Source organism: Streptomyces sp. NPDC002730, assembly GCF_042888805.1.
Classification (GTDB): domain Bacteria; phylum Actinomycetota; class Actinomycetes; order Streptomycetales; family Streptomycetaceae; genus Streptomyces.
Genome location: NZ_JBIAQG010000006.1, coordinates 236,741 through 251,344 on the forward strand (window position 1 = coordinate 236,741; position 14,604 = coordinate 251,344).

Here is a 14,604-nt window from a genome sequence, read left to right on the forward strand (position 1 = left end):
CGTCACCAGAAACTGACGCCCGATTCGCCTTAGGCCCCGCGGTTGCGGGGCCTTTGTGCATCTCAGGGCGCCCAGCACTGCTGGTGGACCACCCGCGGCTCGACATGGGACCACAGCAACTCGTTCGCCTTTCGCGCGCGCGAGTCCGCGTCCTGCCCGCTGATCAGCCGCCGGTGCAGATAAGCGATGAGGTCAGCGGCCTGCAGCAGGCGGCTCGCCTTCGACGGCGCGAAATGGATCGTATCGACGATGCGAGGCAGAGTGCTGCTCAGCGTGCCGCCCGTGCCGTCCTGCTGGTAGTCGCGGAAGTGCTGGCGGTGCTCGTCGGCCCCATCGATCTCGTCGGCGATCACCAGCGCCAGCTGTCTCTCCCCCTGAGCATGGTGATCAATCTGCTCCAGCAGGTGCCGAAGGACGATCTCGTGGGGACGGCAAGAGTCCGCTCCACGTAAGCGATGCGCCTGGACGTCGAGCCCACGGACGATGATCCGTACATCGTGCTCGGCAATCGCCTTCATGGCTTCCGCGTAGACGCCGATCCGGGCGCGGATCATGTTGTTGCCCTTGTTGCCCATGCGAGTCCAGTCTTCCCGTGCCTGGACGAGCGCGTGTCCATGCAACTCCGCGCTCTCCTCGACGGGATACCTCTCGGCAGCCTTGCGCACCACCGAGTCGAGCGTGCGCCCGAGCGGACGGAGGTGCTGCTCGGCCACGAGCAGCGCGACCATCCAATAATGGTCGTCGTCATATGACTCATCGACATAGGTGAGCAACACACGGTGATTGTGGCACACAACGACGCCGCGGCAGCTTGGAGTTGCCCCTTGCAACCAGTCGGTGACGAACCGGGCAGGCGACCTACCGGCACGGCCACGACGCTCCGGTCCGGATGGAAGACTGGCGGGGTGAGTGCAGACCGCCAAAGCCGAACGACCCCCGTCAGCAGGGCCCGCCGCCGTGATGTGATCGACGCTCTTCGGCGGGGAGCCGTGCCCGAGAGCGGGCTCGATCTGCTCGCTACCGGACTCGGGCGGTTCGAAACCGCTCTGGACTCCGAACTGGACGCCGTGGCCTCGGGCTCATCGGTCTTCAAGGCCGTCCGCGGTGAGTACGGATCCGGCAAGACGTTCTTCACCCGCTGGCTCGGTGAGCGTGCCAAGCGCCGCAACTTTGCCGTGGCCGAGATCCAGATCTCCGAGACCGAGACTCCCCTGCACAAGCTGGAGACCGTCTACCGACGTCTCACCGAGCGGCTGGCCACATCCAGCTTCCCGCCCAGTGCCCTCCGTCCCATCGTGGATGCCTGGTTCTACGCCCTGGAAGAGGACGCACTCGCCGCCGGGGCTGTTGAGGAGGAACTGGCGGAGGAAGTCCAGCGGTTGATGACGGCGCGGCTCGACGAGGTCTCCCGGCATGCCCCGGCCTTCGCCGCTGCGCTGCGGGGCTACCGCACCGCGCTCATCGCAGGGGACGAGAACACGGCCGCAGCCGTACTGGCCTGGCTGGGGGGGCAGCCCCATGTGGCCGCCACCGCACGCCGGGCAGCCGGGGTACGCGGCGACCTCGACCACTTCGGTGCGTTCGGCTTCCTTCAAGGGCTGCTCACCGTGCTCCGGGACTCCGGACACGCCGGCCTCTTTGTCGTACTGGACGAGGTGGAGACCCTGCAGCGGGTCCGCTCCGACGCACGAGACAAGGCGCTGAACGCACTGCGGCAACTCATCGACGAGGTGCACTCGGGACGATTCCCCGGCCTCTACCTCGTGATCACGGGGACACCCGCCTTCTACGACGGCCAGCAGGGCGTCCAGCGCCTCGCTCCGCTCGCCCAGCGGCTGGCCACCGACTTCACCACCGATCCGCGCTTCGACAACCCTCGCGCCGTGCAGGTGCGACTTCCCGGATTCACCTTGGACTCGCTCATGGGCCTGGGGATCACCATCCGTGACCTGTACGCGAGCGGCGCCACAGCACCAGAGCGGATCAAGGCAGTGGCGGACGACACGTACATCGCCGACCTGGCCCGGGCGGTCGGCGGGGCCCTCGGTGGCAAAGTCGGGGTGGCGCCCCGGCTGTTCCTCAAGAAGCTCGTCGGTGATGTGCTCGACCGCATCGACCAGTTCGACGACTTCGATCCGCGGCAGCACTACCGGCTGACCCTCTCCGGCAGCGAACTCACCGACACGGAACGCAATCTCGCTGCCGGCCGGACGGCCGACGACATCGACCTGGAGCTGTGATGGCGGCGGCCGATCCCTTGGATCGACTCGACCCCGTCGTCCTGCACCACATCGTCAATACCCTGGGCTGGCCCGACCTACGGCCATTGCAGCGGTCCGCTATTGATCCCCTGATCGACGGCGAGGACGCGGTACTGCTCGCGCCGACAGCAGGCGGCAAGACCGAGGCTGCATGCTTTCCCCTGCTCTCCGCGATGGCACAGCAGCGCTGGACAGGCGTCTCTGTGCTCTACCTGTGCCCGTTGAAAGCTCTGCTGAACAACCTGGTGCCCCGAATCGACGCGTACGCCCAGTGGCTGGGCCGGAGCGCTGCCCTGTGGCACGGAGACACTCGGGAGTCGCAACGCAGACGCATCCGTACCGCACCACCGGACATCCTGCTCACCACACCCGAGTCGCTCGAGGCGATGCTGCTCGGGGTGAAGACCGACCACGCCCAGCTTCTCGGCAGCGTACGAGCGGTGGTCGTGGACGAGGTCCACGCATTCGCCGGAGACGACCGGGGCTGGCATCTCCTGGCCGTACTGGAGCGGCTGGAGCGGGTAACAGGCAGGCGTATTCAGCGCGTGGGGTTGTCGGCGACCGTCGGCAACCCCGAGCAGCTCGTCACCTGGCTGCAAGGGGCGGGGGCGGGCAAGCGAACCGGGCATGTCGTCGCTCCTCTCCTCACGGCCGGCCCCTCCAGTGCGCCACCCGCCGGTGAGGTTGAGCTCGACTATGTGGGGTCGCTGGGCAACGCCGCAAAACTCATTGCGACCCTCAACCGCGGCGAGAAACGTCTCGTCTTCTGCGACTCACGGCGTCAGGTCGAAGAGCTCGGAGCGGCGCTGCGAGCCCGCGAGGTCACCACTTTCCTGTCTCACGCCTCGCTGTCGGCCGAGGAGCGGGCTCGCTCGGAGCAGGCGTTCGCCGAGGCACGGGACTGTGTGATCGTCTCGACCTCGACCCTCGAGCTCGGCATCGATGTGGGCGACCTGGACCGGGTCATTCAGATCGACTCACCAGGCAGCGTCGCATCCTTCCTGCAGCGCATCGGCAGAACCGGGCGACGAGCAGGCAGCGTACGAAACTGCCTGTTTCTGGCCACGCGTGAGGACACGCTGCTCCAGGCGGCGGGACTGTTGCTGTTGTGGGGGCGCGGCTGGGTCGAACCGGTGATCGCGCCGCCGGAGCCCCGGCACCTGGTCGCGCAGCAGCTCCTTGCCGTAACCCTTCAACAGCACAAAATCGGCAATCAGTTGTGGGACCGGGAGTGGAATGGGCTGGCCCCCTTCGACCGGTCCGCCGAGCCTGTGCTGCGGCATCTGGTCGACGAGGGCTTCCTCGACGAGGACGGAGGTCTGCTCTTCATCGGCCCGGAGGCCGAACGGCGCTTCGGGCAGCGGCACTTCATTGAGCTGACTGCTTCGTTCACCGCCCCACCGCAGTTCACCGTCTTGTCAGGGCGTACGGAGATCGGGCAGACCGATCCATCGGTACTGACCGAGGAGCGCCCTGGGCCACGGCGGCTGCTGCTCGGTGGGCGCAGTTGGCACGTCACCTTCATCGACTGGCAGCGACGGCGCGCCTTCGTGGAGCCGGCCGACGGCGGAGGCATCGCCAAGTGGACCGGCGGAGGCATCGCCGGACTGTCGTACGACCTCACCCGCGCGATGCGGGAGGTGCTGCTGGGCGCCGATCCACCTATCGCGTTGACCCGCCGAGCCCAGGCTTGCCTGCAGGAATGGCGCGAGGAGAAGGGGCCGGACCTCGTGCATCCTGCCGGAACACTGGTCACCCGGGCCGGAGAGGACGTGCGCTGGTGGACCTGGGCCGGTTATCGCGCCAATGCAACGCTGACCGCGACCCTGTCCTCGGTCGCCGATCCTGTACAGCGTCCCACCGACGGCTTTGTGCGGCTGCGGGAGGACCTGACCGCGGAGATGTGGCGAGGAGCCCGGGCGGACGCCGGCGAGGCGCTGGTCCTGCCCGACGTCGACAGGCGTGCGGTGCGAGGGCTGAAGTTCTCTGCCGCATTGCCCGAGCGGCTGGCGGTCGCCACCGTCGCTGCCCGGCTGGCGGATTTCAACGGTGCGTCTGCCGCACTTGCCGAGCCGGTGCGCCTGCTCATCACGCGTTCGTGAGCCGGTAAACCAGCTTCCTTGTAGGGCCCCTGCTCCTGCCGAGCAAACGCGCGCTAACGTACTGGTCGTCATTGCGGCCCGACGGGCTTCCGTACACCGGACATGCCCCCACCCGCACGAGTTCTTTCGTGCCATGGGGGATCTTCCTTGCTGCTCCAGAAGTCGGCATCCGACCTCGCTCCGTACATCAGGCCCAGCGGTACGGCCCATCTCCCCCTCACCGAGCTGCTGATAGCCGAGTACGGCATGGTGCACCGCGCGGACCGGAACTCTGCCCCAGGTCCCGGGCTGATCCGGTCCTGGGACCGGAGCCTCCCACCGGTCATCGAGTTACTGAACAGGCTGGACCTCGGCGCGGTGGAGGTCGTGATCGAGTACAAGCTGCCCGGTCGCGACGGAGACGTCGATGTCGTCCTCGCCGGGCAGCACCCGCTCACCGATGATCTGTCGTATGTCCTGGTCGAGTTGAAGCAGTGGCGACGAGCCCAGGTCTGGCCCGACAACCCCGTAGCCGTCGACATCGGCGACGACAAGCTGAAGCTGCATCCGGTGCGGCAGGTTCAGCGGTACTGCGAGTACCTCATCCAGCATCTCGCCCCACTGCACGGCCATCGCGACCGCATCGCGGGGGCAGCTCTGTTGCACAACGCGACAGACGGGATCGAGCAGCTCTACGAACTGCCGGCCAACGCCTTTGGCAGTCTCTACGGCGCGGACCGCATGGACGGCTTCGCCTCGTTCCTCCGAAGCCGACTGGCGGCGAAACCCGGCCTCCGCGCGGCAGAGGTTCTCCTCCGAGCGGAGCAGTACGAGGCACCGTCCTCGAGCGAAGCCTTCAGTCGGGTGGGCGAACCGCACCCGGTGTACGCCCTCCAGGAGGAGCAGGAGATGGCCTTCCGGGAGGTGTACGAGACCGTCCGTCGCCCCAGCAGGGCGAAGAAGAAGGTCGTCATCATCCAGGGAGGTCCCGGCAGCGGGAAGACAGCCGTCGCCGTGGAGCTTCTGCGCACGATGAAGCAGGAGGGGCGGCATGTGGTGCATGCGAGCGGGTCGGCCTCTTTTACCAAGAATCTGCGGGCGGCCGCCAAGGATGCGGCGCCACGAGGCCAGAAGAGCCGGGCCGAGCGGCAGGCTCGCCAGGACTTCCGCTTTTTCCAGACGTTCGGCGATGTTCCTGAGAATGCGATCGAAGTCCTCATCTGCGACGAGGCTCATCGCATTCGAACCGTCTCTGATGGCCAGTACGTCCCCCGAGCGGTCAAGGAGCGCGGATGGCCGCAGGCAGACGAGCTGATCTCCGCCGCCGAAGTGCCGGTGTTTCTGCTCGACGACTGGCAGTCGCTTCGGCCGGGGGAGGTGGGCACTGTCGATTACCTCAAGGAGCGCGCGGCCGCAATGGACTGCGAGGCCGTGGTCCATCAGCTACCCGGAATGTTCCGCGCCGAAGGCAGCATCGAATTCCGCAACTGGGTCACTGAGCTGCTCGGACTCGCCAGAACCAGCCCTCGGCCCTGGACACCCGACGGCCGCTTCGACCTCCGCTTCGCCGAGACACCTGAGGAGTTGGAGACATTCCTCGAGAAGCGCCTCACCGACGGAGCGAGTGCCCGGATGACGGCCGGCTTCTGCTGGGAGTGGCGCGCACCCGCCGACGGACTACTGAGGATGGAGGTTCAGATCGGCGACTGGCATCGGCCCTGGAATGCCCATGCAGCGGTGACCGAAGAAGGTGTGCCGGAGACCAGCCAATGGGCGACAGATGACCGCGGCTTCGGCCAGGTCGGCTGCATCTACACGGCCCAGAACTTCGAGTTCGACTGGAACGGCGTCATCATTGGCCCGGATCTGGTGTGGCGAGGCAACGGGTTCGTCGTGGACCGGAGCAAGACCCATGACGGTGAGCTCAAGAAGCGATCGGCCGACGACGCGGACGTCGAACGCTGTGTCAGGAACGCCTATCACGTCCTCCTCACCCGCGCCCGCACGGGCACCGTCATATACGCCGAGGACCGGGAGACACGGGATGCACTGCGCCGGCTGATCTCGGGCACCATCGCTGAGCAGCCGATCCGCAAGCGGAAGCGAAAGCCCCGGCCGACCGACTGATGCACTCACGGCCATGTCGTTGCCACCGCCACCGAGCTAATCTTGATCGCATCGATCACGCGGCCCGACGGGCTTCCGCTTCAGGACATGCCCCCACCCGCACGAGCTACTTCGTGCTGCCTGGGGGCATTCCTTGCTGTTCCGCGACTCCGCCGCTGCGGTCGCCGCCCGCCATCTCGAAGGGTCGCTGGCCCTGCATTTGACCGAGCAGTTCGTGCATGCACACGGCTATCGGCCGGGTGCTTCCGAGGTGCGGTCCTGGGAGCGGAGCATTCCCGCGCTGACCGGTGCGCTGCTCGACGCCGGGCTCGGCCAGGTGGAGATGCTGCTCGAGTACGGGCTGCCGCTGACCAGCAAGCGGGCGGATGTGGTGCTGGCCGGCACGCATCCGCGTACGCAGGAGCCGTCGTACGTCGTTGTGGAGCTCAAGCAGTGGAGCGAGGCGCACCCGGATGACGGCGATCCGCTGCTGTGCCGGGTGGACGCGTACACGCGGCCCGTACTGAACCCGATCGAGCAGGTGCGGGGTTACTGCGACTATCTGGTGGCGTTCAACGGGGCTCTGGCGGAGCATCCAGAGCGCATTTCCGGAGTCGCGTATCTGCACAATGCGACCGAGTTCGGCATCGGCGGCCTGTACGAGGTGGAGCAGAGTGAGCGTGGACGGCTGTTCTCTGCCGAGCGGCGGGGCGAGTTCCTTGAGTATCTGCAGTCGAAACTGGCTCCGGTTTCCGGTGCCGACGCAGCCGATGCTCTGCTCGCAGGGAAGGTGCGGCCGTCCAAGCAGCTGATGAGTGTGGCGGCGCAGGAGGTACGCGAGCGCGAGCAGTTCGTGTTGCTGGATGAGCAACGTATCGCGTACGAGATGGTGTTGCGGGCTGTCCGGAAAGCTCACGAGTCGGACCACAAAGAGGTCGTCGTGGTCACCGGCGGGCCGGGTACGGGCAAGAGCGTGATCGCACTGTCGCTGCTCGGCGAGTTGTACCGGCAAGGCACTCCTGCCCTGCACGCGACTGGATCACAGTCGTTCACCAAGACGATGCGGAAGGTCGCGGGCGCCCGTAAGCCCGAAGTCCGCGACCTCTTCAAGTACTTCAACAGCTTCATGACAGCCACCCGCAATGGCCTGGATGTGCTGATCTGCGACGAGGCGCACCGTATCCGCGAAACCTCCGCGAATCGATGGACGTCGGCCACCGCTCGGACCGGCAAGCCCCAGATCGAAGAACTGTTGGACGCCGCCCGCGTGCCAGTCTTTCTCCTGGACGAGCACCAGGTGGTGCGGCCCGGAGAGATGGGGACGGTCCATGAGATCAAGGCCGCAGCGGCGGCCAAGGGACTGGAGTGCCGGGTGGTACCGCTGGACAGTCAGTTCCGGTGTGGTGGCAGCGACGCGTATCTGCGGTGGGTGGTGGGGCTGTTGGGTTTGGAGGACGGCGGTCCGGTGGGATGGGAGCCGGACGACCGGATGGAACTCGAAGTCGTGGACTCACCAGAGGAGTTGGAAGCCGCTCTCCAGTCGCACCAGGGGCGGGGGTACGGAGCTCGGATGTCTGCCGGGTACTGCTGGAGGTGGTCGGACGCGAAGCCCGGCGAGCCGTTGCCCGCGGATGTGGAGATCGGCGACTGGGCACGGCCGTGGAACCTGAAGGGCGAGCGGTCGGTGATGGGTGCACCGCCCTCTGCCCTGTGGGCCACGGACCCTGCCGGGTTCGGCCAGGTCGGCTGCGTCTACACAGCCCAGGGCTTCGAGTACGACTGGAGCGGGGTCATACTCGGACCCGATCTGGTCTGGCGGGCTGACCGATGGGTCGTTGATCGTTCGGCGTCCAAAGACCCGGTTTTCAAGAAGGCGACGCCCGCTGAGGACGTGGACCGGCTTATCCGCAACACGTACAAGGTGCTACTCACCCGCGGCATGGTCGGAACCGTGATCTACTCCACGGACGCGGAGACCCGGAGAAAGTTGCGCGAGCTCGTCTACGGCGCGAGGCCAGTCGGCGACCTACGCGGCGCAACTCGTACAGCTCGCCGTACGAGCAGTGGAGTTCCGTAATGGCATGCCCCTGTCCCTCTGGTCGGAGGGCGAGCTGCCCACCTGCTTCTGAGTGGCCCCGCGGGCTGCCGGGCGTCGACCAGCTCGGCACGGGCAGTCCAGGTCGGCGCCGACGGCTCCGGGATCGGCTGAGCCGCGCGAGCCACGGGCCCCCTTCGGCTGAATCCAGGTCCTGAGCAGGCAGCCCGGTCGCTCAGTCCGTCATCTGCCGAGCAGCGCGGCGAGCACGCCGACCGGGTCGGTGTCCGGAGTGCCCCGGGGCCACCAGTCCTCGCGGTCCGCGTCCGATTCATAGCCGTACCAGAGGCCGTTGCGGCCGAAGCGGAGCTGCAGCGTGCGGGTGGAGAGGTGGTTGCGCCAGGGCCGGAAGTGCGGGAAGTCTGCGGCGATCAGGGCCGGGCGGGCGCGGTCGAAGGGGCCGGCGGGCGGGTCCCAGGGTTCTTCGAGTACGGCGAGGGCTTCGAGCCCTCCCTGACGCCAGGCCGCCACCGCGCGGGCCAGGTCGGTCGGAGTGTGATCGGTGGCGGCTGCCAGATCGCGGTAGAGGGCGCGGGTGGAGGCGGTCAGGCCCGAGCCGGGGTGGGCGGCGGCCAGGCGGACCGCGTCCTGCCATTCCGTCAGCTCCGCGGTGGGGTCCGCGCCGGTGGTGAGAAGGGTGTGAGCGCGGGCGGCCGCCTCGGTGGCGAGGAGATCCAGGGCGAGCGGGTCGGGCGCGCCGGGCGAGTGGGGATAGGACGGTGGACGGCCCGGATGGGCCGGAGCCGGGAACGGGGGCGGAAGGGCCGGTAGCGAGCGAGGGGCCAGAGCCTCGCGGGCCGGGACCGTCGGAACGGCAGTGCCGGCGGCCGCGGTGGTGCGCTCGGCGGCCGAGCGGGCCGCGTTGCGATGAGCGAGTGAGGCGAGGATTTCGCGTTCGCCCATGCCGCGCATCAGGAACAGCACGAACGGGTCCTCGTCCAGCAGCCGGGCCGTCTGGTAGCAGAGCGCCGCCGCGTGCTTGCAGGGGTAACCGTCGTCCGGGCAGGAGCAGTCGGGGATCAGGTCGCCCGGCGTGGGCAGGAGGTCCGCCACGGTCGCCAGCGCGTGCGGCACGTCCTTGTCGAGCAGGGCCGCGATGTGGTCGGGTCGGGCCGCCGCGGCGGCCAGGAAGTCGTCCCACTCGCCGTCGGAGAGGGTACGCAGGCGGATCTCCGTACGGTACGGGCGCGGTCTGCTGCCGTGGACGTACGCCACGACCCGGCCCGGCGTGACCGTGATCGCGTCGACATGGCCGCGGCCCGCGTACGCACGGCCCCGGACGAGGCGGGCTCGGTCCAGGGCCGAGTCCTCCAGCGCCTCCACCCAGGTGTTGCCCCACCAGCTGGACGCGAACTCCTCGCCGGTGAGGGGCTCCAGGGCGGGGAACGTACGGCGGCGGTCGTCGTGGCGGGGGCGGGCGGGTTGGGAGCGCGGGGTCATGAGGGCCTCCGCAGGGAGACGAGGTCGGCCAGCTCACGGTCGGTCAGTTCGGTCAGGGCCGCCTCTCCGGAGCCGAGGACCGCGTCCGCCAACGCCCGCTTGGACGCCAGCATTTCGGCGATGCGGTCCTCCACCGTGCCCTCTGCGATCAGTCGGTGGACCTGCACCGGCTGTGTCTGACCGATGCGGTACGCCCGGTCCGTCGCCTGCTCCTCCACGGCAGGGTTCCACCAGCGGTCGAAGTGGATGACATGGCCGGCCCGGGTCAGATTCAGACCGGTGCCGGCGGCCTTGAGGGAGAGGATGAAGACCGGGATCTCGCCGGACTGGAAGCGGTCCACCATGCGCTCGCGCTCGGCCACGGGGGTGCCGCCGTGCAGGAGCTGGGACGGGATCGCCAGGGACGTGAGGTGCGCCGCGAGGATGCGGGCCATGGAGACGTACTGGGTGAAGATCAGGACCGAGCCGTCCTCGGAGAGGATCGTCTCCACCAGTTCGTCGAGGAGAGCCAGTTTGCCGGAGCGGCCCGCCAGCCGGACGGTGCCGACGCCTGTCGCAGCGCCGTGCTCCTTCAGGCTGTGCTCTTTCAAAAACTGCGCGGGATGGTTGCAGATCTGCTTCAGCCCGGTGAGCAGCTTCATCACCAGACCACGGCGCGCGATGCCCTCCGCGCCCTCGATCGCCGCCATCGTCTCCCGTACGACGGCTTCGTAGAGGGACGCCTGCTCGCGGGTGAGCGCGACGGGATGGTCGGACTCCGTCTTCGGCGGCAGTTCGGGCACGATGCCCGGATCGGACTTCTTGCGGCGCAGGAGGAAAGGGCGGACGAGCCGGGACAGCCGCTCGACCGCGTCGTCGTCCTCACCGTTCTCGACGAGGCGCGCGTGCCGGGATCGGAAGGCCTTGAGCGGGCCGAGCAGTCCGGGAGTCGTCCAGTCCAGCAGCGCCCACAGCTCGGAGAGGTTGTTCTCGACGGGGGTGCCGGTCAGAGCGACGCGGGCCGGGGCCGGGATGGTGCGCAGGGCTTTGGCCGTCGCCGAGAACGGGTTCTTGACGTGCTGCGCCTCGTCGGCGACGACCATCCCCCAGGTGTGCGCGGCCAGCCGGTCCGCGCTCGTCCGCATCGTGCCGTACGTGGTGAGGACGAAGCCGCCGTCGAGCTCGGGCAGTGTGCGGTCGGCGCCGTGGAAGCGGCGCACCGGTACGCCGGGTGCGAAGCGGTTGATCTCCCGCTGCCAGTTGCCGAGCAGTGAGGCGGGGCAGACGACCAGCGTCGGGGCCGTCCGGGCACGGTGGAGGTGGAGGGCGATCAACGTGACCGTCTTGCCGAGGCCCATGTCGTCCGCGAGGCAGCCGCCGAGCCCGAGCGAGGTCATCAGGTCCAGCCAGGCCAGGCCCCGCAGCTGGTAGTCGCGGAGTGTGGCGGCAAGGCCCGCCGGAGGCGCGACAGGTGCGGAGGCCGCGGTGAGCCGGTCGCGCAGTGCCGCCAGCGCGCCCGTCGGCACCGCCTCCACCGTCTCGCCGTCCACCTCCGCCGTGCCGGTCAGCGCCACGGCCAGCGCGTCGACCGGCTCGAGCAGCCCCAACTCCCGTTTGCGCGCCTTCCGTACGAGACCGGGGTCGACGACCACCCACTGGTCCCGCAACCGCACGATCGGACGGTGCGACTCGGCCAGCGCGTCCATCTCCCGCTCGGTCAGCGGATCGCCGTCCAGCGCCAACTGCCAGTTGAATTTGAGCAGTTCCTCGCTGTCGAAGAACGGTGTGCCGTCCGTCGCCGAGCCGGGCGCGGACCGTACGACCGCGGCGGCCGAGAGCGTACGCGCCAGCTCCTTCGGCCAGTGCACCGCTACCCCGGCCGCGGCCAGGCGTGCCGCGCCCGGTCCCAGCAGTTCGTACAGCTCGTCCTCGGTCAGCGGGAGCACATCGGGCACGTCCCGTTCCAGCAGCCGGGCAAGTGGCGGCCAGACCCGGGCCGCGCGGCGCAGCGCCAGCACCGCGTCGATCCTGGCGCGCGGCCCGAAGTCCTCGTCGCCGTCGCCCGCCCACAGCCGGGTCGCGTCGATGACGAGCGTCGGGTCGGCGAGGCTGTGCACCTGGACGAGGGCCGCGCCGGCATTGCGCTCCGCGCCGTCCTCCTCGGCGATGTCGAAGAGCTCGAACGCGGACAGGTCGAGGCGGAGCGAGACCCGCACTCCCGCGTCCATGCCCGCCGCGGCCTCCGCCGCCCACTCCCGCGCGGCGGGCAGATGCTGCGCGGAAAGGGCCGCGAACGGCGCTCCCGTTGCATACGGCGCGGCAGGCGTACGCGGCAGGGTGTCGGCCACCGCGTCGAAGAACGACCGCACCAGCGCCTCGGGCTCCGGCAGCCGCAACGGCCGCTGCTCACCGACGGGAACGGCATGCGCCTCGTACGGCATGGCGGCTGCGATCGCCCGCAGCTGGGCGATGTCGTCGGCGTCCAGCGGCCCCGCCCGCCATGCGTCATGGTCGGTCGCGGTCAGGCCGGGCAGCAGCCTGCCGCGCGCCACCAGATGGACCGCGTGCAGCGCGGCAGCGCCCCAGCAGGCCGCGGCGGGGTGCGCGGCCGGGTTCCGACGGGCCCGGGTCAGCAGCGGTACGGCTTCGGCGACCGGCAGCAGCACGGCGGGGACCGTGCGGCTGCGGACGCCGATGCCGTGCCGGCGTACGACCGTGAGCTCGCCGCTCGCGTCCCGGAGCCGGTCGCCGTCCGGGTCCCAGAAAGCGACCCGCCCCTCGCGCGGCAGCGCGGCCGGCACAAAGACCGCAGCGCAGGTGTGCAGCAGCTGCCGCATGTCGGACGTCATCGGGTCACCTCCCTCTGCCGATCACGTACCGAAGTACTGGATCTACGACCTTACGGGTGAGGTCTGACAATGGGCTCCGACAGCCGGCCGGGACGGCTCGGCAGGCACCTCAGCAGGCACCTCGGCAGACGCCTCGGCGGATACGCCCTCAGCGCACCCCGTCCCAGAGCGCCCGCTCCTGTGCCCGCGGGTCCGCCACCGGCCCCGATTCCTCGTCGAAGACCATCGTCGTACGCGATCCGGCGGCGTCGTACGGAGCCCAGCCCGGGTCCCCCGTCGTCGCGAACGCCACCCACGCTCCATGCATCGCGTCCGCGACCTCCTGCCGCGGCCCGTCGCCGATCATCGGCGCGTACGCCGGATCGTGGAGGTTGTCGAAGACGAACGCCAGCTCGGAGCCGTGGCACGCCCCCAGCCGGCCGTCGAAGCGCGGCGAGCGCCGGGCGAACTCGTACATGTACGAGCCGGGCACCGCCTCGGCCAGCCTTATCGCCGGAATCCGGTAGAACCAGTCGGTCGCCACCGCGTCGAAGATCTCTCCGGGCACCGCATCCGGCCGGGTCTCGCGGTAGACCGGAAGGGCCTTGTCCGGATCCAGGCCGTAGGCCGCCGCCGTCGCCCGCAGCTTCCGCTCGGACAGCACGTCCAGGCGCTCCGTCGGCACCAGAAACAGCCGGTACTCCTCGCGGTTGCTGCCCACGAGCAGCTCGACACCGCACTCCGGCGCCGGCAGCCGCAGGCCGTCGGTCACCGGCTCGAAGGGCATCATGTTGAGCGCCGCCTCACCCCACAGCGCCGGGTCGGGACGCGCGCCGATCTCGGCTCTCAACTCCGCCTGCGCACGAAGGAGTTCGGGTGGCGGTAAAGCGGCGAAAGCCTCATGCGTGGGGTCGGCGACGGCCAGCTTCTCCGCCAGCCTGGCCGTGATCAGCCGGGCCGACTCCGGTCGCAGGAAGTGGTGAGCGGCGCCGCTCTGCAGGATCGCCCGGCGGAACAGGCCGTGCGACCGCGCCATCGTCAGCAGTACGCCGATGCTCATCGCCCCTGCCGACTCACCGAACACGGTCACCCGGTCCGGATCGCCGCCGAAGGCCTCGATGTTGTCCTGTACCCACTCCAGAGCGGCTATCTGGTCGAGCAGCCCGCGGTTGTCCGGTACGCCGTCCAGATGCAGGAAACCCTCCGCGCCCAGGCGGTAGTTGAGCGTCACGCACACCACGCCGTCGCGCGCGAACGCACTGCCGTTGTACGCCGAGGCCGACCCGGAGCCGTTCGCGAACGCGCCGCCGTGCAGCCACACCAGCACCGGCAGCCGACTGCCCGGACCCGGCGAGGGCGTCCAGACGTTCAGATTGAGGAAGTCCCTGTCCTGCTCACCGTCCTTGCCGTGCTCACCGTCGCCTCCGGGGATCGAGTCCTCGGGGATGAGGGCGTCGAAGGGCGGTGCGTACGGGACTTTGGGCGCGGTCGGACCGTACGCCGACGCGTCTCGTACGCCCTGCCAGGGCTCGGGCCCCACCGGCGGCGCGAAAGGATGAGCTGCGGCGTACGGAATGCCCAGGAAGGCCGATACTCCCGAGCCGTTGAGACGGCCGCGGACCGCACCCTGACGGGTCGTGCACACCGGTTCACCATGCGTCACGAATCAGGCTCCTTCGGCCGAGGCAGGCGTCCGGTCGTCAGGGACGCCGGGACGTTTCCTACCCGGCCGGGCCCGCGCTCACCCGGCAGCGCGGCCGATGCGGCGGGGCACAGGCGGCGGAGCTTACGCGGCAGGGCTTATGCGGCAGGGG

The 14,604-nt window shown here is 69.2% G+C and carries 8 protein-coding genes; 4 read left to right on the top strand and 4 right to left on the bottom strand.

Annotation, left to right across the window (positions count from 1 at the left end; all coding sequences use genetic code 11):
* Window positions 1-62: 62 nt before the first annotated feature.
* On the bottom strand, window positions 63-776 hold the full coding sequence (locus ACFYXH_RS17370; RefSeq protein WP_389563358.1) for a DUF3800 domain-containing protein: 714 nt from the start codon (window positions 774-776) through the stop codon (window positions 63-65).
* Window positions 777-905: 129 nt separating this feature from the next.
* Here ACFYXH_RS17370 and brxD point away from each other — a divergent pair, with 129 nt between their 5' ends.
* The 4 genes from brxD (at window position 906) to ACFYXH_RS17390 (ending at window position 8,525) form a co-directional block, all read left to right on the top strand.
* Complete coding sequence (brxD, locus tag ACFYXH_RS17375; protein WP_389563360.1) at window positions 906-2,240, top strand: BREX system ATP-binding protein BrxD; 1,335 nt, start codon at window positions 906-908, stop codon at window positions 2,238-2,240.
* Window positions 2,240-4,363 carry a DEAD/DEAH box helicase gene (locus ACFYXH_RS17380; protein WP_389563362.1) on the top strand — a complete coding sequence of 708 codons (2,124 nt, stop codon included), beginning with the start codon at window positions 2,240-2,242 and terminating at the stop codon, window positions 4,361-4,363. The genes brxD and ACFYXH_RS17380 overlap by 1 nt, the downstream gene beginning before the upstream one ends.
* A gap of 147 nt (window positions 4,364-4,510) precedes the next feature.
* Window positions 4,511-6,469, top strand: coding sequence for a DNA/RNA helicase domain-containing protein (locus tag ACFYXH_RS17385; RefSeq protein WP_389563364.1), 1,959 nt, complete (start codon window positions 4,511-4,513; stop codon window positions 6,467-6,469).
* Window positions 6,470-6,602: 133 nt separating this feature from the next.
* The gene (locus ACFYXH_RS17390) at window positions 6,603-8,525 is read left to right on the top strand and encodes a DNA/RNA helicase domain-containing protein (RefSeq protein WP_389563365.1); all 1,923 of its coding nucleotides are present in this window, start codon (window positions 6,603-6,605) and stop codon (window positions 8,523-8,525) included.
* A 201-nt stretch (window positions 8,526-8,726) separates the two neighbouring features.
* Here ACFYXH_RS17390 and ACFYXH_RS17395 read toward each other — a convergent pair whose 3' ends face one another.
* The 3 genes from ACFYXH_RS17395 to ACFYXH_RS17405 all read right to left on the bottom strand — a co-directional run bounded on the left by ACFYXH_RS17395 (window position 8,727) and on the right by ACFYXH_RS17405 (window position 14,453).
* Complete coding sequence (locus ACFYXH_RS17395; protein ID WP_389563367.1) at window positions 8,727-9,983, bottom strand: SWIM zinc finger family protein; 1,257 nt, start codon at window positions 9,981-9,983, stop codon at window positions 8,727-8,729.
* On the bottom strand, window positions 9,980-12,811 hold the full coding sequence (locus ACFYXH_RS17400) for a DEAD/DEAH box helicase (protein WP_389563369.1): 2,832 nt from the start codon (window positions 12,809-12,811) through the stop codon (window positions 9,980-9,982). The genes ACFYXH_RS17395 and ACFYXH_RS17400 overlap by 4 nt, the downstream gene beginning before the upstream one ends.
* 148 nt (window positions 12,812-12,959) lie before the next feature.
* Window positions 12,960-14,453 (bottom strand): carboxylesterase/lipase family protein, encoded by a 1,494-nt coding sequence (locus ACFYXH_RS17405; RefSeq protein ID WP_389563371.1) that lies wholly within the window; start codon window positions 14,451-14,453, stop codon window positions 12,960-12,962.
* Window positions 14,454-14,604: the final 151 nt, after the last annotated feature.

Excerpts from the sequence above, each read along its gene's own strand:
- ACFYXH_RS17380 (WP_389563362.1), top strand. The coding sequence starts at position 2,240 with ATGGCGGCGGCCGATCCCTTGGATCGACTCGACCCCGTCGTCCTGCAC.
- ACFYXH_RS17395 (WP_389563367.1), bottom strand. The coding sequence starts at position 9,983 with ATGACCCCGCGCTCCCAACCCGCCCGCCCCCGCCACGACGACCGCCGC.
- ACFYXH_RS17400 (WP_389563369.1), bottom strand. The coding sequence starts at position 12,811 with ATGACGTCCGACATGCGGCAGCTGCTGCACACCTGCGCTGCGGTCTTT.